The sequence below is a fragment of the Vasconcelosia minhoensis LEGE 07310 genome (assembly GCF_015207255.1).
Lineage (GTDB): Bacteria > Cyanobacteriota > Cyanobacteriia > Phormidesmidales > Phormidesmidaceae > Vasconcelosia > Vasconcelosia minhoensis.
In genome coordinates this window covers 17,581-36,773 of the sequence record NZ_JADEXG010000015.1, presented here as the reverse complement: position 1 = coordinate 36,773, position 19,193 = coordinate 17,581, and the positions used below count along the sequence as shown (strand labels likewise).

At 56.0% G+C, this 19,193-nt stretch carries 23 protein-coding genes and 1 pseudogene; 12 read left to right on the top strand and 12 right to left on the bottom strand.

Going from position 1 to position 19,193, the window contains the following annotated elements; all coding sequences use genetic code 11:
• Positions 1 to 63 precede the first annotated feature (63 nt).
• The 3 genes from IQ241_RS08455 (at position 64) to IQ241_RS08445 (ending at position 1,871) form a co-directional block, all read left to right on the top strand.
• Positions 64 to 492, top strand: a complete 429-nt coding sequence (locus tag IQ241_RS08455) for a hypothetical protein (protein ID WP_193905983.1) — start codon at positions 64 to 66, stop codon at positions 490 to 492.
• A gap of 63 nt (positions 493 to 555) precedes the next feature.
• Positions 556 to 1,101, top strand: coding sequence for a hypothetical protein (locus IQ241_RS08450; RefSeq protein ID WP_193905982.1), 546 nt, complete (start codon positions 556 to 558; stop codon positions 1,099 to 1,101).
• Entirely contained in the window at positions 1,080 to 1,871 is a 792-nt protein-coding gene (locus tag IQ241_RS08445; protein ID WP_228021503.1) for a hypothetical protein, read from the top strand. The genes IQ241_RS08450 and IQ241_RS08445 overlap by 22 nt, the downstream gene beginning before the upstream one ends.
• A 140-nt stretch (positions 1,872 to 2,011) precedes the next feature.
• On the opposite strand, the gene IQ241_RS08440 is transcribed toward IQ241_RS08445, so the two are convergent.
• The 3 genes from IQ241_RS08440 to bdcA form a co-directional block, all read right to left on the bottom strand.
• Positions 2,012 to 2,428, bottom strand: coding sequence for a type II toxin-antitoxin system VapC family toxin (locus IQ241_RS08440; protein WP_193905980.1), 417 nt, complete (start codon positions 2,426 to 2,428; stop codon positions 2,012 to 2,014).
• Entirely contained in the window at positions 2,415 to 2,672 is a 258-nt protein-coding gene (locus IQ241_RS08435) for a DUF2281 domain-containing protein (RefSeq protein ID WP_193905979.1), read from the bottom strand. Before IQ241_RS08435 ends, IQ241_RS08440 begins: the two co-directional genes overlap by 14 nt.
• Positions 2,673 to 2,996: 324 nt before the next feature.
• On the bottom strand, positions 2,997 to 3,710 hold the full coding sequence (gene bdcA / locus IQ241_RS08430; RefSeq protein WP_193905978.1) for an SDR family oxidoreductase: 714 nt from the start codon (positions 3,708 to 3,710) through the stop codon (positions 2,997 to 2,999).
• Positions 3,711 to 3,770: 60 nt separating this feature from the next.
• On the opposite strand from bdcA, the gene IQ241_RS08425 reads away from it, so the two are divergent.
• Positions 3,771 to 4,403, top strand: a complete 633-nt coding sequence (locus IQ241_RS08425; protein ID WP_193905977.1) for a TetR/AcrR family transcriptional regulator — start codon at positions 3,771 to 3,773, stop codon at positions 4,401 to 4,403.
• Between the two features lie 112 nt (positions 4,404 to 4,515).
• Here the strand turns inward: IQ241_RS08425 and IQ241_RS25945 are convergent, their stop codons facing one another.
• The 8 genes and pseudogenes from IQ241_RS25945 to IQ241_RS08390 form a co-directional block, all read right to left on the bottom strand.
• Complete coding sequence (locus tag IQ241_RS25945) at positions 4,516 to 4,692, bottom strand: hypothetical protein (RefSeq protein WP_265579879.1); 177 nt, start codon at positions 4,690 to 4,692, stop codon at positions 4,516 to 4,518.
• An 18-nt stretch (positions 4,693 to 4,710) separates the two neighbouring features.
• A pseudogene (locus IQ241_RS26450) lies at positions 4,711 to 4,848 on the bottom strand (SRPBCC domain-containing protein); the annotation flags it as partial.
• Between the two features lie 167 nt (positions 4,849 to 5,015).
• Complete coding sequence (locus IQ241_RS08415; RefSeq protein WP_193905975.1) at positions 5,016 to 5,564, bottom strand: DOMON-like domain-containing protein; 549 nt, start codon at positions 5,562 to 5,564, stop codon at positions 5,016 to 5,018.
• The gene (locus IQ241_RS08410; RefSeq protein WP_193906041.1) at positions 5,561 to 6,598 is read right to left on the bottom strand and encodes a phosphotransferase enzyme family protein; all 1,038 of its coding nucleotides are present in this window, start codon (positions 6,596 to 6,598) and stop codon (positions 5,561 to 5,563) included. Before IQ241_RS08410 ends, IQ241_RS08415 begins: the two co-directional genes overlap by 4 nt.
• A gap of 122 nt (positions 6,599 to 6,720) precedes the next feature.
• Positions 6,721 to 7,560, bottom strand: coding sequence for a radical SAM protein (locus IQ241_RS08405; RefSeq protein WP_193905974.1), 840 nt, complete (start codon positions 7,558 to 7,560; stop codon positions 6,721 to 6,723).
• Positions 7,561 to 7,663: 103 nt separating this feature from the next.
• Positions 7,664 to 8,305, bottom strand: a complete 642-nt coding sequence (locus IQ241_RS08400; protein ID WP_193905973.1) for a Uma2 family endonuclease — start codon at positions 8,303 to 8,305, stop codon at positions 7,664 to 7,666.
• A gap of 49 nt (positions 8,306 to 8,354) precedes the next feature.
• Positions 8,355 to 9,605: an ABC transporter substrate-binding protein gene (locus tag IQ241_RS08395; RefSeq protein WP_193905972.1), complete on the bottom strand. Its 1,251-nt coding sequence runs from the start codon at positions 9,603 to 9,605 to the stop codon at positions 8,355 to 8,357.
• A gap of 269 nt (positions 9,606 to 9,874) precedes the next feature.
• Entirely contained in the window at positions 9,875 to 10,471 is a 597-nt protein-coding gene (locus IQ241_RS08390; RefSeq protein ID WP_193905971.1) for a Uma2 family endonuclease, read from the bottom strand.
• A 137-nt stretch (positions 10,472 to 10,608) separates the two neighbouring features.
• On the opposite strand from IQ241_RS08390, the gene IQ241_RS08385 reads away from it, so the two are divergent.
• Positions 10,609 to 11,727 (top strand): LuxR C-terminal-related transcriptional regulator, encoded by a 1,119-nt coding sequence (locus IQ241_RS08385; protein ID WP_228021502.1) that lies wholly within the window; start codon positions 10,609 to 10,611, stop codon positions 11,725 to 11,727.
• Positions 11,728 to 11,856: 129 nt separating this feature from the next.
• Here IQ241_RS08385 and IQ241_RS08380 read toward each other — a convergent pair whose 3' ends face one another.
• On the bottom strand, positions 11,857 to 13,137 hold the full coding sequence (locus IQ241_RS08380) for an MSMEG_0569 family flavin-dependent oxidoreductase (protein ID WP_193905970.1): 1,281 nt from the start codon (positions 13,135 to 13,137) through the stop codon (positions 11,857 to 11,859).
• 292 nt (positions 13,138 to 13,429) lie between these two features.
• Here IQ241_RS08380 and IQ241_RS08375 point away from each other — a divergent pair, with 292 nt between their 5' ends.
• The 7 genes from IQ241_RS08375 (at position 13,430) to IQ241_RS08345 (ending at position 19,176) form a co-directional block, all read left to right on the top strand.
• On the top strand, positions 13,430 to 13,912 hold the full coding sequence (locus IQ241_RS08375; RefSeq protein WP_193905969.1) for an MSMEG_0572/Sll0783 family nitrogen starvation response protein: 483 nt from the start codon (positions 13,430 to 13,432) through the stop codon (positions 13,910 to 13,912).
• Positions 13,912 to 14,940, top strand: coding sequence for a Nit6803 family nitrilase (locus IQ241_RS08370; protein WP_193905968.1), 1,029 nt, complete (start codon positions 13,912 to 13,914; stop codon positions 14,938 to 14,940). The genes IQ241_RS08375 and IQ241_RS08370 overlap by 1 nt, the downstream gene beginning before the upstream one ends.
• Complete coding sequence (locus IQ241_RS08365) at positions 14,937 to 16,022, top strand: MSMEG_0568 family radical SAM protein (RefSeq protein ID WP_193905967.1); 1,086 nt, start codon at positions 14,937 to 14,939, stop codon at positions 16,020 to 16,022. Before IQ241_RS08370 ends, IQ241_RS08365 begins: the two co-directional genes overlap by 4 nt.
• Positions 16,023 to 16,047: 25 nt before the next feature.
• Complete coding sequence (locus IQ241_RS08360) at positions 16,048 to 16,566, top strand: MSMEG_0567/Sll0786 family nitrogen starvation N-acetyltransferase (RefSeq protein WP_193905966.1); 519 nt, start codon at positions 16,048 to 16,050, stop codon at positions 16,564 to 16,566.
• 9 nt (positions 16,567 to 16,575) lie between these two features.
• A complete protein-coding gene (locus IQ241_RS08355) occupies positions 16,576 to 17,541 on the top strand; it encodes a sll0787 family AIR synthase-like protein (RefSeq protein WP_193905965.1) in 966 nt (321 codons plus the stop codon).
• Positions 17,542 to 17,604: 63 nt separating this feature from the next.
• Entirely contained in the window at positions 17,605 to 18,738 is a 1,134-nt protein-coding gene (locus IQ241_RS08350) for an MSMEG_0565 family glycosyltransferase (protein WP_228021501.1), read from the top strand.
• A 147-nt stretch (positions 18,739 to 18,885) separates the two neighbouring features.
• On the top strand, positions 18,886 to 19,176 hold the full coding sequence (locus IQ241_RS08345; RefSeq protein WP_193905963.1) for an MSMEG_0570 family nitrogen starvation response protein: 291 nt from the start codon (positions 18,886 to 18,888) through the stop codon (positions 19,174 to 19,176).
• Positions 19,177 to 19,193: the final 17 nt, after the last annotated feature.

Below are 19,193 nucleotides of genomic sequence, written 5' to 3'. Positions count from 1 at the left end.
CCGGATGAGTTCGAGTTCAATAGACGTTAGTGGGCAGACCTGATTGCTAGCGGCTGGTGAAACATGAATCATCATACCAAAAACACGCTGACTGTATTGGTTTCTAGCATTCTCCTGGGTGCAGCTGGGCTTTGGCTAATCCCCAATCGGGCTAAAGGCGCAATTGTGGGCGCAGCCACGGGCGCAGCCGCAGCCGCCGGACATGTTCAGCAGGATCGGCGGCTCAGACAGCTGGCTGCCAATCAGCAAACAGCCGAGCGCGAGCGCCAGTTCGAGCGGACTAAGTCGGCCCATCTGGTTGGTCAAGCCAGTAGAACGATCGAAGGAATCGCGCGCACGACGCAGGCGCATGAGGTAAAAATCGATCAGATTGAAGAAAATTTGCGATCGCTATCGGGACAGCCCAGCTCAAATCGGGAGGACGTCAGCAGCATCGAGGCCAGGCTGGCAGAATTGGAATCAGAGATTAGAAGGCAGTTCACCAGCTTATAACGGGTCAGCAAACCGGCCAGCGCAGAACGGGCTAGCAGCAACCCACAGGCGCAGACTGGGCCGATGGCCGAAGACCCGGAGGAACTTTCAGCCGGGGAAGCGGCTCAGAAAGTGATTGAGTGGTTTGAACGCAATCAGGTCGAAGAGGAGAACTACTACGAGCCAGACCCTCAAGTCGATGCTTTACTAGACGGGCTATCCCTTTACCTGGGAGATAACTATTCTATCCTGAAAAAATTTCATTGGAAGTTGAGAAACAGCGTCGGCAAAAGAGTGCATTTCAGCCTGGAGGGCTATGACTCAAGGGCAAAGCGTATTCACAATCAATATCTAAAAAGCTCAGGTCGTGCGACTATTTATCGATCGGAAGATTTGTCAAAAAAACAGAGGGCTCAGATTATATCCTGGCTGCTTCCTATCGGCGTTCAGATATACAGGGGTTTTTCGATGGGGGCTGGTTTGAGCGGTTCATTACGCATAAAGTCATTGATTTGCTTGATTCGGCTGGGGCTGGCTACCAGTATCTTAGAAATCCAAAAATTGTATATGCAAACGAAGAGTCGTCAGAGCTGGATTTGTTTTTTCTGTTGGATGGAAAACCACTGCTGATTGAGTGCAAGGCCGGACAGCACTACCAGCAAGGCATAGAGAAATTTAATCGGCATCGGGAAAGGTTGCAACTGGATTCTGACCAGGCCATTTTTGTGGTGCTGGATATTGATGAATCAGAAGCCTATCTTCGCAATAAAAACTGGAATTTTACCGTTGCAGACCAAAACAATTTCTTAGACCGGATCCAGAGCACTTTGGCAGTCCGCGCAGACCTTCATTCAATCGATGACAATGACGACCCAGAGGCTGAACTGACTATCCCAGCCGCCGCTGACGATGATATCCTTGAAAGCTTCTTTAAAAAACAGCGGCTCAATCTAGCGCCGGAACATCGCAGTAGCATTCTGGATCAGCTGATCAGGCTAATGGATGCTCAAGCTGTGCCGAGCAGCTTTAACGAAATATCAAGGACTTTAAGAGATCAGATGAAAGCAGAATTGGGGTTATCGCGAGAAAAAATCAGCGAGGTCCTGAACTGCTTGCGCCACTTCGGCTTTTTTCGAGATAGCCAGAATAGGCCTGTTCGGAATACTGGCGAACCGATTTATCGCATGGAATCTCTAAAGCCGAAAACGCTTGAAAGAAAATGTATGGAATTCTATGTGGAGAGAATCCTACAGCGATTCGATCCAGATTTCTTTGACGACGAGAACAATGTTTTAAGCTTTGAAAGCCTAACTTACGGTAAAGCCCCGTCAGCGGAAAAAATTAGCCAGATGAAAGAACGCTGGGGAGACACCCAAGCCGATGCCGCCAATGAGGATTAGGCCAGTGGCTTCCTCACCATTACGTCCTCGCCGGGGCATAACAACCACTGCCGCATGGGGAATGGTTAGATAGTCCGCTGCAATCAATGCAATTTCGGTATAGAGACCTTGCGAAAGGGGCGCATCGATTTCATATGTCATTACTCAAACAGCAGATTTTGAAAGGGAGAGGTGTTTTTCCAGCGATAAGCGTTGAAGTCTCGCTGGTCAACTGAAAAAATACGCCCATGTCCTAAATGCTCAGCTAGGATAACTAAGGAGGCATCAGCCAAGTCCATTGGTAAGTTGGCATACTGCTGCATGAGCTGTTCCATCCGCAAGCCATGCTGAGGCTCCAGGTTGAAGACTGTAAACAGGTTTTGGTTAAAGCCATTGATAAAGTTAGTTTGAGCTTGAACCCCTTTACGTTTCAGCAGCAGGTAGCAAGTTTCTGTCATGACGCACCAAGTTGTGATCAAGGGTTCGTTATATTTTTGAAGAGCCTGTTTAGAGATCTGATGATAGGTGTCTTTTTGATCGACTAAGGCCAACCAGAAGCCCGTGTCAACGATGATCATACTTTGTATTTAATTCTTCAAAAAGCACCTGCTTGTAAGTTTCTGATAAATTTTCTTCAGCAGATACACAGCCTATAAGCCCGCTTTCTTTGAATTTTTCATAGATGGGTTGATCTAACGGCTGCTCCTTCTGGACAGTTTCGGAATAACGTCTTTTGAGAATTTGTATAAAGTCTACTAACAAAGCCTGTGCCTCTTCTGGCAAGTCTTGTATATCTTTTTGAATCTGTTCTGGGGTTGGCATAATTTCTCCATATAGTTAATATATAGGTTTACTCGAATACAACCTCCAGGGTTGGCCTCACACAGCTGATGGAATTGCTCATCGGTGAGGTCGATGATGGTTTTGAGGTCAAGCGTTGACAAAATCATAGGGCGGTAGCGGGTGAGCAATGCTGACCCTATAGGTCTAGAATCCTAGTGTATCCCAGGGGTGAGGACGAGTCGCTGGGTGAGGTATTTGAGCCCCGTCAGCGGCGCGATGACGACAGGGTGGGGCTGCTCCCAAGCCGGGAGATGGCAGAAGCCGTCCCCCGATTGCTATCTCTGAATCCTATTCCAGCCCGTCCTAAGCGCCAAAGCCGCCGTCAATGGAGTGCTGCGCTCCTGTCACAATGGCCGCCTCTGGCCCGACCAGATAAGCCACCATTCCAGCAATCTCCTCCGGCTGGGCGTGGCGCTTAATCGCCATAAAGGAATGCATCAGCTCCTTCATCGGCCCGTCCTCTGGGTTGAGATCCGTATTCACCGGGCCGGGCTGCACGCTGTTGACCGTGATGCCGCGATCGCCAAAATCTCGGGCTAGGCCGCGCACCATCCCCTGCACCGCCGACTTGGTCAGGGCATAGGCGGCACCGCCGGGGAAGGGCATGCGATCGCCATTGACCGAGCCGATAATCACAATCCGGCCGCCGTCATGCATCTGCCGCGCCGCATCGACCGCTGCGTGGTAGGGGCCGCGCACGTTGATGTCGATCATCCGATCGACCGCTTTAGGGTCAAGCTCCAGTGCCGGACCCAGGACTCCAACCCCCGCATTGACCACCAGAATATCCAGCGCCCCCCGGTCGGCGATGACTTTACCGACCGCGACGCGATCGGCGCTGTCGGCCTGAACCGTCTTCGCGCCGGTTTTATCGGCTAGCGCCTGAGCTGCCTCGGCCGAACCGCCATAGGTAAAGGTCGTTTCGGCCCCATCTGCGGCTAGCCGCTCTACGATGGCGGCCCCAATGCCGCGGCTGCCACCCAGGACTAAAGCCTTTTTGCCCGTTAACGTCGCCATAATTTCCCGTTTTTGTATCGACTACTATAGAAAGATAGCAGGAAAATCGAGAATAAGCTAGTGACCACTAAAAAAATACTGGGACGCGGTCGGCCTCGAGGGTTTGACTTAGAGGCCGCGATCGCAACTGCCATGGATCTATTTCACCAGCGGGGCTATGACGGCGTTGGGGTAGCCGAGCTGAGCAAGACGATAGGGATTACCGCGCCCAGCCTCTATTCCGCCTTTGGCAGTAAGTGCGAGCTGTTTGAGCGGGCGCTCCAGCACTATGCCCAGGTGGCGGGGGGCTGGCTGCCCGAGGTGCTGGCGATAGAAGATAGGCTAGAAGTCGTGATCGGCCAGATGTTTGCGTGCGCTGCCGAGATCTATACGGCCAATCCTGAGCGGCCTGGCTGTCTGATTATCGACGGCACCCGCAACTGCACCGACGCCCAGGCTCAAGCGCTGACCGCTGGCTTTCGGCGCATGACCCGAGAGCGGATTCGCGATCGCATTGCCGCCGCTGCCCCCGACCTGATAGACCCCCGGGTCGATGCCCTGGCGGACTATGTCGTTACGATTCTGGTGGGGCTCTCTGGCAGTGCGCGCGATGGGATGACGGCAGAGGCTCTGCAAACCACTGCTGAAATTGCCGCCGCCGGATTTGCGCAGCGGCTTCAGCAGTACCGTCAGGCTCAGCCGCTCGAAAATTAGGCCATCCCACGATGCAGCATCACTATCTCCAAACCAACGGCGTTCGGCTGCATTACGTCACCCAGGACGATCGCAGTAGAAAAGCAATCAGATTCATGGTGTTGCTGTAGAACTAGCGCTCAGGTATGTAGCATTTGAGGTCTGGCAATTTTTCAGCAAGCTGGGCAAGTCGCTCCTCCCATTCGCCTTCAAAATCCAAAGCGAAAGCCGCTAATCCGGTCATCCGAGCCCCATTCTGAGAGCCAATCTGCGCCTGCGTCTGTCCCTGCCAGAAATGAACAGGACTCACAAACGCTCTCGTGGTATCCATGCATAGACCGCTGTGGCAAAGGTGCAGCTGCGTACCGGCCTGCGCTGCCTCTAATTTCCAGGTCACAACTGAGGGCTGATTCATCCACGACTCTCGCCAGGTATAGGCTAGCTGGGTGGGGGCTGCTAGTAAGATGACCTAACAGTAACAGGTATCGAATGAGACGTTTTATCTCGTAATGGATGAATTTGAAGGATTTTGTACCCAATACTATGGCTCTTTAGATAGAGAATTATCGTCCAAAGCAAAGTTTTAAATCTGGGCGTACTCTGCCTGTTAACATGAAGACCAGTGATGAAAGGTTACAATCTCAGCGTAAAGCTGTCTCGGCGGTGAAAATCTGGCTGAGGTTCAGGATGGGTCAAGGCCCAATAGGTGATGCCGCTAGGAGTTTCGACTACAGCGCTGATGCCGACTGCTAACGGCTGATGGGGTGCGATCAGCGGGGTCAGGTCGAGGTCGAGGCTGAGATGGTAAGTTTGGCCTGCTGATGGGGCCGCTTCCAAAGGGAACTGCGCCATCACAAAACTCAGCGTATTAATCCGTTCTTCCTGTCGCAGATTTTGGCGGTAGTCTGTAAGGTGATAGGCATTCCAGTCTCCGCTGGGAGACAGGTTGAATTCCCAGTAGGGTTTTGCCTTGGGGCTGGCTAGGAAAAACTCAAAGCAGGTATGCTCCCAGAGGCGATCGCGGCGCGAGGGGTGATCCTTGGCTGGCGGCATTACGAGCTTGTCTATGTCGCCCTGGAGCTGATAGGCGATCGCGAAATTTGTTCCAGCCCGGGCAATGCTGCCGGTGAGCTGAAGGTCGGGCGAGGTAGCAAAGGGATAGAGACGAAAGGGCTGCGTCATCGTAGCTCCTGAATCAGCTGGTGCAGCGTCTCGGCCTGCGATTCTATACTCTGCGTCAGCTGGAACTGAACCAGCGCCCGCAGCAAATTGTGTTCTGGATGGTGCACCTTGAAATAGACGTTGCCCGCTAAATAGTCGGTAAAAAATCTCAGCCCCAGCTCGAAGGCAATCAGGCGAATTGCGTCATACAAGTAGTCATAGTCGGCAGGCTGAAAAAAGGAGCGGGCCGCCGCCAGGTAGCTTTGCAAAATTGCCTGGCAGAAGTCGGCGTCAAACCGGACCGCTTCCCACTGCTCGGTTTCTTCCCCAAGCCGATTGCAGCCCGAGCGCAGGCAGTCGCCAATGTCATAGTGAACTAGCCCGGGTTTAATCGTATCCAGGTCAATCAGGCCCACCGCCTGTCCCGTCTCGGCATCGAGCAGAACGTTGTTGACTTTAGGGTCGCCGTGAATCGGGCGCAGCGGCAGCTTGCCCTGGGCTTTGGCGGTTTCTAACACGCTGGCCCAGGATTGCCTGGCCTCGATGAACTCAAGGCAGTGGGTGACTTCAGCCGTCGGCGGGGGAGAGGTTTTGGCCAGTACTGCCGCATATTGTTCTAGGTAGCGCGGCGTAATGTGAAAGCCTTCGAGGGTATCGGCTAGTTTTGCAGGGGGCAGATCGCTAATCAGGTGATGAAACCGGCCCAAGCCAGCACCCACCGCACTAGCCTGATCTAGGGTCTGGAGCTGGTCCACCGTCTGGGTATTTTCAATAAAGCTGATGGCTCGCCAGAAAGCGTCTTCAGCATCGATCCAGTAGGGCTGCTGCGCCTGGGTTAAGCGCACCTGAGGGACTTCCCAACGGTCTGCGGAAGGAGCGGTCTGGACGCGATCGCGCACATGCTCTGTAAACACGCGAATATTCTGCATAATCCGCTCCGGCTGCGGAAATACCTGCGTATTGATCTGCTGCAACACAAAGCGCTCAGTCGGAGCAGCGGTCACCAGGAAGGTACGGTTAATATTGCCGTTGCCCAGGGGCTGAACATCGACCATTTCGGTATTGCAAAACTGTTTTGCAGCTATCAATGGCAGGTCCAAACCGCTCCTCACTCCGTTGATCAGTCAACAGCTATTCGGAGAAACATCTTAGCTTGGACTTGTCTATCTTCAAAATCCTAAACTGATGATGATTGGGTGGTTTTGAACTGTGCTGGCGGAAGCGATTTTAGATGCTGCCAGCAAACCGTGCAGGCTGGAAGGTCTTGCTCGATGGCGAAGGGCTCATGTACCGTATCGAGCCAGTTTAGAAAGGTCTGAAAATTATCGGCAACGGTTTCGGGGTCATCCTGAATGCTGCCAATCTGAAAGTGAGGCGCGGAATTTTCGACCGCAAAGGGGCAGGCGTGAAACTGGCCGTTGGTTTTGAGGACCGGGTAGCAGTGGGGGCAGCGGTGGGCGACCTTAGGCCGGGTTTCTTCGCCGGTAAACGGATCGACGCCGCGCCCGGAATCGACGATGTCGGGATGGCCAATCGCGATCGCGCCCGGATTTGCCTGCTCATAGTCCTCTAGCTTCCGCAGGGAAGAAAGCGGCATCTGCGGCGCGCCGTCCCCTGTGGCAATGGAGTAGTTCAGCGACGCCGTCGTTTTATCCAGCGGGTCAGATTCGAGAACTTCCAGCAGCCGGTCGGCCTGGATGCCGTTGGAGTAAATCACAATCGCGCCCTGGAAGCCCTGCTCACGGAGATACGCGATCGCCCAGATCACGTTTTCATGGTTTAGCGTCGGCTCGCCGCCGAAAAACTTGACGGCCCCCTGCCCATGCAGTAGCACCTGGCGCAGCGTCGCGTCTAGATGCTCGGACGTATATTCGGTATACCAGCCTTTGGGCGCGCCAAAAACGGTGCAAAAGTCGCATTCTCGATTGCACTGGTTGCCGGGATACAGATGTAGCTCCATCAGGCGACCAGCTTCGATGACGCCTTTGTCACGAGACTGCCGTTCTTTGAAGATCATAGGGACTCTGGGGGGTAGGCAGTTTAAAGGATAATACAATAGCTATCATGACGGATGAGAGCAAGCTTAATGGCAAGCCCTCAGCCATCCGCACAGCTGCCTACTAAGCGCTAAACTGCTGCAATAGCCAGCGATTGACGGCGCTGTCGTCCTCTGACTGGCTGCGCCGTAGGGCTTCCTCGACAATTGATAAAGATAGGTCGGGTAGGACAGTTGAAACCTGGATTTGCCGACTGCCGCCGTCTGCGATCGCAAACGCAATCACCGTCGCGGCTTCTACATTCACGACCCAGTATTCCTGTATGCCTAGCCGCTCGTACAGCAGACGCTTCTGCCCCAGGTCATCACTTAGGGTCGTCGCGGATACTTCAATCACTAAAGTAGGCGGGCCGTATAGATTGACATCGACGGGACTATTGCTGCGTGGGATATCCGGCAATTCCGGTCCAAGGTAAAAGGCCAGATCCGGCTGACACTCGCGTTCACCGGCTTTGCGAAAGCTGCTGTTGAGGAACGAGACGTAGCGAATGTTTTTGAGCGTTCCATATAGGCTCACCGAAGCGGCCAAAGTCCCATTGTCTCGGCCATGGGCTGACCCAATAGGCATGGTTTCAATCCTCATCCGGCCAGAATCGTAGTAAAACCGCGCTTTTTCTAGCTCGGGCTGCTCGGCTAGGGCTAAGAACTCGTCCCAGGTCGCTTTTACCCAAGCATCAGCAATCAGAGTTGGGGATGCGTTGACCATTTCAGTTCACCTCTTGAATCCCAGTGTAATAAATCTGATTGCTAGCGCTCTATACCGCAATCTTTTCCGCCCACATTTCCTCTAGCCGAGTCGTATACTCCGCATTCACAACCGGCACCGTATCTTTTGACAGCTCCTGAAGCGGGATGCCGTACTGCTCTTCCACCTGATTGAATTCGCGCTTGAGGTCTGGCGGCAGCTGAGCGCGATCTAGCAGCGGCGGGTCGCCCCAGACCTCGGGCTTGAATTTCTGGAGCTGGCCCTCTGGGCTAGAGAGAACATTGGCGAGCACCATTGCCGCAGCGGGGTTGCTGGCATTGACTGGAATAGCCGTGAAAGAGGGATCGTCTAAGGAAATGCCTGGCATGGCAAAAGCTTCAGTCGTTTCCGGGAACTGGCCGGTAGCAATCCCCTCCGCAATCCGAGCGGTGAAAGCAGGCAGCATCCAGATTTCGCCATTGGCGAAGAGCTCTTGCAGGCGGCTCTGGGTAGGGGGATAGGTCGAGCCTTCGCGCCAGAGGTAGGGTTCGAGCTCTTGGAGATATTCAAACACCTGCGGGGATTTTTGATTCCACAGCGCCTCGTCAAATTCGGCTCCGGCGTATTGTTCGTAGCCGCCAGTCGTGCCGTACAGGGCCGTGAGTAAAAAGCGGCTGCCGTCGAACTGGGGCGGGGCGACGTAGGTGAAGCGGCCCGGATTGGCCTTAGCCCAGGTCAGCAGCTCGTCAAAGTTCTGAGGCGGATTCTGCACCTGATTGCTGTTCGCCGCCATGATGTAAAAGGCACCGGTATAGGGCGCTTCGTAGCCATCGATGGGGAGGCCGAAGTCACTCACAACTGAAGCATTGCTGGTGTCGTAGTACTGCATCGCGGGCAGCTTGTCTGTGAAGGGGCCAAACAGCAAATCGCCCTGCTTCATCGTGCGGAAGTTTTCTCCGTTAATCCAGATCAGGTCAATGCTGCCATTTTCGGTCACGCCCGCCTGCACTTCGCCGATGACTTTATTGACGGCTTCCACGGTGTCGTTTAAAGGAATCCGATTGAGAGTAACGTCGTACTTGGTCTGGAGCTGGTCGGCCACCCAATTGTCTACATAGGCATTGGTCTGGTCGCTGCCCCCCCACATCGCCCAGTTAACCGTAGTGCCGCGAGCCAGCTCGACCACCTCGTCCCAGGTCGTCGCGCCGGGGTCGAAGCGCGTGTTTGCAGACTTTTGGCTGCCGGTACAGCTGGCGGCCAGGGTGGCCAGGGTGGTGGTAGCAGAAAGGTAGAGGAAGCGGCGGCGGGGAAGGTAAGGCATGGGACAAAGGAATAGCGGTTTCACTTAAAACATACAGGGGGCAGACGCCGATACGGCGAACCTTAGTAGCGTTGGCTACAAAACTGACTTAAAATTAAGCCTCAACCATCGTAATCGGTTTACCCGCGACTTCGCCTTGACTGAGCCCCCAACCTCAGACATGTCCCATCTGCTGTTTGACCTGGAGCTGAGCAGCGCTCTAGTGCGGCGATTCACCGGGTCGCTGGATGCCGACACAACCCAGCCAGCGCTATGAGTACGACTTTCAACTAGTCGCTTGTACTGGTGAGTAGAACCTGCGCTGCCGTCAGCGCGTCTGCCTGCCCGAGCTCGGTCAGCAGCGCTGAGGCAATCTCGGTCTCGCCCTCGAACGTCGCTTCCTCATACAGACCATTGACCCATGTCAGTACCGTGACTCGTTGGGCCATAGGGTCTACAATCCAATATTCGGCAACGCCCCGAGCCTCATATTCAGACCGCTTGTAGCGATAGTCGCGGTCAACATTGCGCTGCCCCGGCGACACCACTTCCACAATCAGGCACGGTGGCGGCATCTCCATCAGCACGGTCGAACGACTGGCCCCTTCCAGAGCGGCGGCCAGTTCCTCAGACAGCAGCATCAGGTCGGGCAGCCGCACCGATACCCGCGAGCCGCTGACCGCAATCTCAATCTTTGTTCTCAAATAGTCATAGGGAACGCCGAGCTGTAAAAAGTAAGCGAGCAGAAATGACGCAATTCTTTGATTCAAGTTACTCTCTGGCGGCATTTCGACTAGCTTCCCATTCACCAGCTCATGCAGCGTTTCTGTGCCATCGTCATAGGCTAGGTATTCTGCCAGCGACATCCTTTGTGACGTGACACTCATCTCCACCCTGCCTTCGCGACTGCTCTCATTGTAAGGCTAGATCTAAGCGGCAGTTAGGCAGGGCCAGTAGCGTGAGCTACAAAGTCCTTTGGAAAATTGAGCCTCAATGAAAGCAAGAGGATACTCGCGGCTTTGGCTTGACTGAACTAAGCGCCCAAACCCTAGACGCTTCCCGCCTGCTGTTCGACCTGAAGCTAGGCGGCGATTTGGTGCGACGGTTTACCGGGTCGCTGGATGCAGACGCGATCGCGGCCTGCTTCACCGATGGCCTGGTCGAGCAGTTTAGCTGCGTCTTTGCCCGCCTTTGGCTGGTTGAGCCGGACCGGCGCGAGCTGCGGCTGGTGGCTTCATCTGGACTCTATACGCGGCTGGATGGGGACTTTGGCCGGGTGCCGATGGGGGCCTACAAGGTCGGTAAAATTGCCCTCAACTGCATTCCATTTTTGAGCAATCGGCTGGCCCAGGAGGACTGGGTAAAAGACCGCGCCTGGGCCATAGAGAATCGGATTCAGGGCTTTGCCGGACTGCCGCTGATGGTTGAGCAGGAAGCAATTGGCGTGCTGGCGGTGTTTAGCCGGGAGGCGATGGCGGCTGAGTTTTTGGAAGTCCTGCAAATTCTCAGCCTGTCGGTGACGGGCGCGATCGCAGCTGCCCTAAACCATCAGCAGGCTACGCCGACCGAAGCCGATCGCCGCGCTTTATCAGAGCAGATATCCGCTATCCTGGGCCAGCAAAAGCTCAGCCTGCTCGGTACTGAACGGCCCCTGACGGCTGCCGCTACCGACCTATTCCTCAAGCTGGCCCACCGTCTGGCGCAGCTCCCCTGCTACTATTGCCGTCTGGTCTATGCGGCTGACACCGTGATGCTAGAGTCGCTGCTGGCCGTGGAGACGAGCCCAGCCAACCTCGGCCATCAGCTTGACGAATTTAGATCCGCAGCAGCGGCTCTGGGCGGTCAGCTCCAAACCTACACCGGACCGGACTCAAAGATGATTCAGGTGGGGATAGAGCTGCCCTACCTGCCTGCGGCCCAGGGGGCGGCGAAGAACAGCGCCGACTCACCGCTGACCGAACGGGAACTGGATGTGCTGGTGCTGCTGGCGGCAGGAATGCGCGATCGCGAAATTGCCCAGCGGCTGTTTATTAGCGATCGCACGGTTAAGTTTCACGTCAAGAATATTCTCAGCAAGCTAATGGTGAGAACTCGGATTCAGGCGGTGTTTCAGGCGACGGTAAGGGGGTGGGTGATGGAGTGATGGGGTGATGGGGTAGTGAGGTAGTGGGGTAGTGGGTAGTGGGTAGCTAGGAGAAGAGTGGAGAGGGAAGAGGGAAGAGGGTTCGTGAAGTTTTGCGGTAGGGGTTGGGGGTGATGTGAAGTTGGGAGGCTAGGAGCCGATGGCGACTTCGTTGAGCTGACGGGTGGGATTGGGGTGGAAGGTTTTCGCCTGCTGGGCGATTTGGTCACACAGGTAGCTGGCATCTTGGGCAATGCCGGAGAAGCGGCCTGAGCCCCAGGTGTAGAGCCAGGGGAGGCCGAGAAAGTAAAGTCCCTGAACGTTAGTGACGCCGCGATGGTGACCGGGGTAGCCATCGCCGTTGAAGATGGGAATATCTATCCAGCTGAAGTCGATGCCATAGCCAATTGACCAGATCACTGCGCCGATCTGAGCCCGTTCACAGTTGAGCTTGGGGATTTCACTCTCGGGCTGCCAAACCGGCTCGTAGGGCGGCTCGGTGGGGGCCTGGAGCTGATTTTTTGCGATAAATTCGTCAATCGTCTGCTTGATGCTCTCAGCCACCTCGTCGGCGTGATCCAGGTTCTCTTTGAGGTTGTTCTGAAACTCCAGATGGCCGCTGCTGATATTGTCCAACCGACCGTAGAGCTGCATTCCCTCCAGAGCAAACTGGCGCAGGTCAATCTCATGGCCGCCGTCGCGTCCGGTCAGATAGTGATTGGTCTTGTGGCGAACGGTTTCTTTTTGCGGATGCTCGTCGATGGGAATGTCGTAGTAGCCCATCTGGTCGAGCCAATCGACCACGTCTTTGCCTCGGTAGCGGCGGGGCGATCGCGGCGCGCTACCCACGCACAGATGCACCTGCTTGCCTGCCAGATGCAGGTCTTCGGCAATCTGACAGCCCGACTGTCCGGTGCCTACGACTAGGATGGGCTGGTCCGGCAGCGATTCGGGATTTTTATAGGTGGATGAGTGCAGCTGGACGATGTGCTCGGGCAGGCGCTGCGCGATCGCGGGAATCTTAGGCCGATGGTAGCCGCCAGCGGCAATTACCACCTGGTCAGCCCGGTAGCCTCCCTGGGTCGTCTCCAGCTCAAACCCGCCTGTGTCGCTGCGGCAAACCTTAAAGACCTCAATTCCTTCGTGAAGCGGGGGTTGAAAGAAATCGACGTAGTCTTGCAGGTACCGAACAATCTTGTCTTTGGGCATAAACCCGTGGGGTCGCTCACCTGGATAGGGGAACCCTGGCAGCTGACATTGCCAGTTTGGCGTGACCAGACAAAACGTGTCCCAGCGCTGCTCTTGCCAGGCGTAGCCAATTTTGTTTTTTTCAAAAACGATATGTTCTATCCCCTTTTGCTTCAGACAGTAGCTCATAGACAGCCCGGCCTGGCCGCCGCCAATGATAATTACCGGTGAATATTCGGGCATAAATGGGTTGGCTGTCTTGTCCACTTTTCCCAACGATAAAAGTAGCGGCGGTGAATTCTTGTTGTCTGTGCTACGGAATCCTCAGGTTTAACCCTATAGACAGGCTGCGGGCTGGGTAACCCCCGCAGCTGCTGGATAATACCTGTCCTTTTGGACAGGTCAAGCCCAGAATTTTTTGTTTTCGCTTTGTTCACCTGTCTCAACGACTAGATCCGTTTAGTTTGTAGCAACAACTACCGAGCTCCCGATTTAGACCTTTTAAGCTGCGAACAAATTCGAGGACCTATTGAAGATGCCTGAAGTAACTGCTCCCGCGCACAAAGCCGGCGACTTTTTTGTTGATTACGAGGATAAAGTCTTTCCTGACGTACAGGCCGAGCCGGGAGAGAAAGCGCTGGTCACCTTTCATACGGTTGCCTTTGAAGGCTCTATCGGTCTAGTGAACCTGCTCCAGGCCACTCGGCTGATTCGTAAGGGCTTTGAGACTTCGGTTTTGCTCTACGGTCCGGGCGTCACCTTGGGTGTCCAGCGGGGCTTCCCTAAGCTGGCTGATGAGGCCTTCCCTGGCCATCTGGCGCTCAACAATCAGCTGGTCAAAATTATGGAAGAGGGCGGTAAAGTCTATGCCTGCCGCTTTGCGCTCCAGGCCCTGTACGGTCATGGTGAGCCTTCTTTAATCCCTGGGATTACCCCGATTAGCCCGCTAGACGTGCTGGATATTGTGCTGGTGCATCGCAAAGAAGGGGCCTTTATTTTAGATACTTGGACGATGTAATGGACTATAGCCGCACCGTTCGCGCCGCTGCCGTGCAGATTTCGCCTGTGCTCTACAGCCGGGAAGGAACGCTGGAAAAGGTATTAGACGCGATCGCAGACGCCGTTAATCAGGGTGCAGAACTGGTTGTTTTTCCAGAAACGCTTGTACCCTACTATCCCTATTTCTCATTTGTGATGCCGCCGGTACTGATGGGTAAAGCCCACATGCAGCTTTACGAACAGGCGGTAGAAGTGCCCAGCCCTGCCACTGAAGCCGTCAGTCGGGCGGCAAAATCGTTTCAGCTGGTAGTTGTGCTGGGGGTGAATGAGCGGGCCAACGGCTCACTTTACAACAGTCAGCTGATCTTCGATGCCGATGGAACATTACTGCTGAAGCGGCGAAAAATTACGCCCACCTTTCACGAGCGTATGGTCTGGGGTCAGGGGGACGGGGCCGGGCTCAAGGTCGTTGAGACGGCGGTGGGGCAGGTGGGAGCGCTGGCCTGCTGGGAGCATTACAATCCGCTCGCTCGCTATAGCCTGATGGCCCAGCATGAGCAGATTCACTGTGCCCAGTTCCCCGGCTCGATGGTGGGTCAGATTTTTGCCGACCAGACTGAAGTGACGGTGCGGCATCATGCGCTGGAGGCGGGCTGCTTTGTGGTCAACGCCACTGGCTGGCTGACGCCCGAGCAGGTCGAGCAGATCGCTCCCAGCGAGCCGCTGCAAAAGGTGCTGAAGGGCGGCTGCTACACCGCCATCATCAGCCCCGAAGGCGTGCCGCTGTGCGACCCGATTACGGAGGGTGAGGGCATCGCGATCGCCGATCTCGACTTCTCCTTAATCACCAAGCGCAAGCGAATGATGGATGCCGTCGGCCACTATGCTCGCCCCGACCTGCTCCAGCTGCGGCTAAATGCCAAAGCCTACTCTGGCTTTTCCCAGAGCGAACCGGAGCCGACCGATCTGCCCGCGCCGTCAGAGCCGCTCGAAGCGCTGGCTAACGGCACCGACGCGATCGCTAATTTTTCGCCAACGCCAACATGAACCACCAACGGCTGATCACCGAACTCCAATCCCAAGGACTCCAGCTCAGCCCCGACCCGGTCGGGGCAGCCGGTCGCAAAGGCGGGGCCGGTCCCTCTGACCACAAGGCCGTGCGGGTAGGCCAGACTACGGTGATGGTGCCGGTCTTTACAGAAGGCGCAGCCCGGTCGCCCTACGGTTTGCAAGCGAATGATCAGACTTCTCAGACCTGGCTGGAACGGGATGGTAGCGCGATCGCGCCGGTAGACTTCCCTGCCCAGCCCCAGTTCTACCAGCTCACCACCGCTGACGGCACCCCCTACTGGAAGATTGCCCTGCTGCACAGCCACAACGTGCTGGCGACGACGGTATTGCAAACCTGCATTCGCTACGACAATCGCCAGACCGCCTGCCAGTTCTGCGCCATTGGACAGTCCCTAGCCGCCGGTCGCACTCTCGCTCGCAAGCGACCAGAGCAGCTAGCAGAAGTGGCCGAAGCCGCTGTCCGCCTGGATGGGGTCGAGCATTTAATCATGACCACCGGCACCCCTAATCTCACCGACCGCGGTGCGGCCTACCTGAGCGACTGCGCCCGCGCCGTCAAGGCCCGAGTCAATCTGCCGATCCAGGCCCAGTGTGAGCCGCCCAATGACTTTGTTTGGTTGGAGCGGCTGCGGACTGCTGGAGTAGACAGCCTGGGTATGCATCTGGAGGCCGTCGAGCCCGCCGTGCGCCAGCGGATTATGCCAGGTAAGGCCAAAGTGCCCGTGAGCTACTACTACGAAGCCTTTGCGGCGGCGGTGAAAGTCTTTGGCTGGGGTCAGGTAAGCACCTATCTGCTAGCGGGCCTCGGCGACAGCAAAGCCAGCCTGCTCACCGCCTGCGATCGCCTGATCGACCTCGGCGTCTATCCCTTTGTCGTTCCCTTCGTCCCCGTCAGCGGCACCCCCCTAGCCCAGCACGCCCCGCCCAGCAGCGACTTCATGTTCGACCTCTACCAGGTCATTGGCGAAAAACTGCGCCGCCGCGGCCTACGCTCCTCTGACATGAAAGCAGGCTGCGCCAAATGCGGGGCCTGCTCAGCCCTCTCAACCTTCGAATAACCCTCCTTCTCTTTACTCTCTACCCATGCCCCCACGCCCCACCTTAAAACTCGCCCAAACCGACCGCGAAATCGCCGCCTACTACCAGCTTCGTCAGGAGATTTTCTGTCAGGAACAACAGCTGTTTGAAGACGATCGCGATGCAACCGACGCGACGGCCTATCCGATTGTTGCAGTCTCACATCAAACAAACACTGATCAAACAAACACTGAGCGCATCGTCGGCATTGTCCGTATCTACGAGCGTAAACCCCGGCTGTGGTACGGCGGGCGGCTCGGCGTCCACCCTGACTTTCGGCAGGGCGGGCGAGTCGGTCGTGGTTTGATCCAGAAAGCAGTGACAACGGCAAACCAGTGGGGGTGCGATCGCTTTTTAGCCACAGTCCAGGCTCAGAACGTGCGATTTTTCCGCCGACTGCACTGGTGCAGCCTGGCAGAGATAGACATTTGCCAGCGGCCCCATCACCTGATGGAAGCCGACCTCGCCTGCTATCCGCCCAACGGCGAGCCGCGTCCGCTGCGGTCGGGCCAATTTGTGGCTTAGGTCAGAACTATGCTGAAGGAACTCGTTTGCCAGCTCCAACAGTCTCTCAGCATTTTGCACAAGCAGGATATTCAAACCGCTACTCGGGCGCTTTCCCCTGAAGTTTACCTACCCGGCGGGGCCGCAATTCGGCTAGGTGATGACTGCGCTGCGATTCCCGACCGGGATGGCTACCTGCTGCTGGCGGCGGAAGCCATGTCGCCCCAGCTGGTTGAAAAAGACCCCTGGTTTGCCGGGTGGTGCGCCATTATGGTCAATCTTTCTGACATTGCGGCGATGGGCGGAACCGCGATCGCGGTCGTCGATGCCCTCTGGAGCCGCTCTCCAGAAGCTAGTGAACCGCTCTGGCAGGGCCTGAAAGCAGCTTCCCAGGCGTATAACATTCCCATTGTGGGGGGACATACCAACTGTCACAGTCCCCACAGCAACCTCGCCGTCGCTATCTTAGGCCGAGCGGAGAAGCTGATGACTAGCTTTGATGCTCAGCCAGGAGACACTTTAATGCTGGTGATTGACCTTCAGGGTCAGTACTATGGCGACTATCCGTTTTGGGACGCTGCGACCCGGGCCGACCCGCAACAGCTGCGCCGCGACCTCGCCCGGCTGCCGCAGCTGGCTGAAGCCGGCCTCTGCCGGGCTGGCAAAGATATCAGCATGGGCGGACTGGTGGGAACTTTGCTGATGCTTGCAGAGACTTCCCGGTGCGGTGCGGTGCTGGATCTAGCAGCGCTTCCCCAGATTAGTGATGTCCCTTTGCAAAAATGGCTTACTAGCTTTCCCAGCTTTGGCTTTCTCTTCAGCGTCCCGGCAAAAAATGTTCGGGCTGTTCAAACGCTGTTTTCTACGGATAGCCACCTCACCTGCTGTCCCATCGGCGCTGTTACAGAGGGCTCTCGGATCTATCTCCAAAGCTCACCTGAGGTTTTCCTCTTTTGGAATTGGGAACAGACCCCCTTGACTCAAATGGCTGTCTGACCTCAGACTTTCTGCATGGGCAGGTGTGACACCTGCCCCTACGGTGTTATCTCCGCTGCTTTCTTGAAAATTGCTCTACTCACTTACGCTACCAAACCTCGCGGCAGCGTCATCCATACCTTGGAGCTGGCAGAAGCGCTGCATCGTTTGGGCCATCAGCCCTGCGTTTTTGCCCTCGATAAAACCGGGCAGGGGTTTGGGCGATCTCTCTTGAGTAAAGTAGCGCTGGTTCCAGCAAGTCCCTGTGATCAGGGTATCGAAGCCTTGATTCAGCAGCGGATTGGGGAGTTCGTTCGCTACTTTCAGCAGCATCGCGATCGCTATGACATCTATCATGCACAGGACTGCCTCAGCGCCAATGCGCTGGCCCAGCTGAGAGACCAGGGTCAGCTCCCCCACTTCGTCCGCACGGTGCATCACATCGAGGCATTCCAGAGTCCCTATTTACAGGACTGTCAGGAGAAATCGATTCGCCTGCCCGACCGCTGCCTCTGCGTTAGCGACTATTGGCAAAAGGAGCTGGAGCAGCGCTATGGAATTCAGCCCTTTCGGGTGTTCAACGGCGTTGACTGGCAGCGCTTTTCAGCCCCGCCAGAGAATGTTTCTGATTTGAAAGCCGAGCTAGGACTGACGGGCCAGCCAATCTATCTCACCGTCGGCGGCATCGAGCCGCGCAAGAACTCGCTGCGGCTGCTGCAGGCGTTTGCTCAGGTTCTGCCACATCTCCCCCAAGCTCAGCTGGTGATTGCCGGTGGGGCCACGCTGTTTGACTACGAGGATTACCGCGCCGATTTTTTTGCCGCGGTGGCCGAGCTCGGGATTGATGCGCGATCGCTGATTCTCCCCGGCATTATTCCCGACGCCCAGCTGCCCGCCCTCTACCACGCCGCCGCCGGCTTTGTCTTTCCGTCGCTGAAGGAAGGCTGGGGCCTGGTCGTGCTAGAAGCGATCGCGGCTGGCCTGCCCGTCCTCACCGCAAACCAAACCCCCTTCACCGAATACCTATCACCCCAAACCGCCTGCCTGGTCGATCCTAACGATACCGATCAGATCGCCCAAGGAATGCTAAATTTAGCCCAGCCTCAAACCGTAAACGCCTGGGTCACCGCCAGCCGCTCCCTGCGCGATCGCTACCGCTGGCAAGACACCGCCCAACTCCACCTAACCCTCTACACCCAGCTCCTATTCCCTCAATAAACTCCCCACCCATCCACCCTCTTCCCTCTTTCTCCATTCATCCCTGTACGGGCACGGTAACCATGCCCCTACGCCCCCCCTAACGCCTACGGCGACGCTTCGCGAACACCCCATTACCTCATCACTCTTCCCACCACCCACCACCCCATGCCCGAAACCAACTTCCAAATCCAATGGCCCAACGGCACCCAAGAAACCTGCTACTCCCCCTCCCTGGTCGTTAAAAAATACTTCGAACCGGGACAGGACTATCCGCTGACAGAGTTTGTGTCGCGATCGCGCGAGTCATTGCGGATTGCTAGCGATCGCGTCCAGGCCAAATTCGGTATGCCCTGTAGCCTAGCGCTCGCACAGCTGCAAAAAATCGAGACCGCGGCTGAACAGTTTGCAAAAACTGCCGATGCTAAAGTTAAGGTACTGACCTTTCGAGACCTGTAGCTTTTGTCCCTGCTGAC

Coding starts and splice junctions, on each gene's coding strand:
- IQ241_RS08455 (WP_193905983.1), top strand. CDS start 64: ATGAATCATCATACCAAAAACACGCTGACTGTATTGGTTTCTAGCATT.
- IQ241_RS08450 (WP_193905982.1), top strand. CDS start 556: ATGGCCGAAGACCCGGAGGAACTTTCAGCCGGGGAAGCGGCTCAGAAA.
- IQ241_RS08440 (WP_193905980.1), bottom strand. CDS start 2,428: ATGATCATCGTTGACACGGGCTTCTGGTTGGCCTTAGTCGATCAAAAA.
- IQ241_RS08435 (WP_193905979.1), bottom strand. CDS start 2,672: ATGCCAACCCCAGAACAGATTCAAAAAGATATACAAGACTTGCCAGAA.
- bdcA (WP_193905978.1), bottom strand. CDS start 3,710: ATGGCGACGTTAACGGGCAAAAAGGCTTTAGTCCTGGGTGGCAGCCGC.
- IQ241_RS08415 (WP_193905975.1), bottom strand. CDS start 5,564: ATGACGCAGCCCTTTCGTCTCTATCCCTTTGCTACCTCGCCCGACCTT.
- IQ241_RS08410 (WP_193906041.1), bottom strand. CDS start 6,598: ATGGTCGATGTTCAGCCCCTGGGCAACGGCAATATTAACCGTACCTTC.
- IQ241_RS08405 (WP_193905974.1), bottom strand. CDS start 7,560: ATGATCTTCAAAGAACGGCAGTCTCGTGACAAAGGCGTCATCGAAGCT.
- IQ241_RS08400 (WP_193905973.1), bottom strand. CDS start 8,305: ATGGTCAACGCATCCCCAACTCTGATTGCTGATGCTTGGGTAAAAGCG.
- IQ241_RS08395 (WP_193905972.1), bottom strand. CDS start 9,605: ATGCCTTACCTTCCCCGCCGCCGCTTCCTCTACCTTTCTGCTACCACC.
- IQ241_RS08390 (WP_193905971.1), bottom strand. CDS start 10,471: ATGAGTGTCACGTCACAAAGGATGTCGCTGGCAGAATACCTAGCCTAT.
- IQ241_RS08380 (WP_193905970.1), bottom strand. CDS start 13,137: ATGCCCGAATATTCACCGGTAATTATCATTGGCGGCGGCCAGGCCGGG.
- IQ241_RS08375 (WP_193905969.1), top strand. CDS start 13,430: ATGCCTGAAGTAACTGCTCCCGCGCACAAAGCCGGCGACTTTTTTGTT.
- IQ241_RS08370 (WP_193905968.1), top strand. CDS start 13,912: ATGGACTATAGCCGCACCGTTCGCGCCGCTGCCGTGCAGATTTCGCCT.
- IQ241_RS08365 (WP_193905967.1), top strand. CDS start 14,937: ATGAACCACCAACGGCTGATCACCGAACTCCAATCCCAAGGACTCCAG.
- IQ241_RS08360 (WP_193905966.1), top strand. CDS start 16,048: ATGCCCCCACGCCCCACCTTAAAACTCGCCCAAACCGACCGCGAAATC.
- IQ241_RS08355 (WP_193905965.1), top strand. CDS start 16,576: ATGCTGAAGGAACTCGTTTGCCAGCTCCAACAGTCTCTCAGCATTTTG.
- IQ241_RS08345 (WP_193905963.1), top strand. CDS start 18,886: ATGCCCGAAACCAACTTCCAAATCCAATGGCCCAACGGCACCCAAGAA.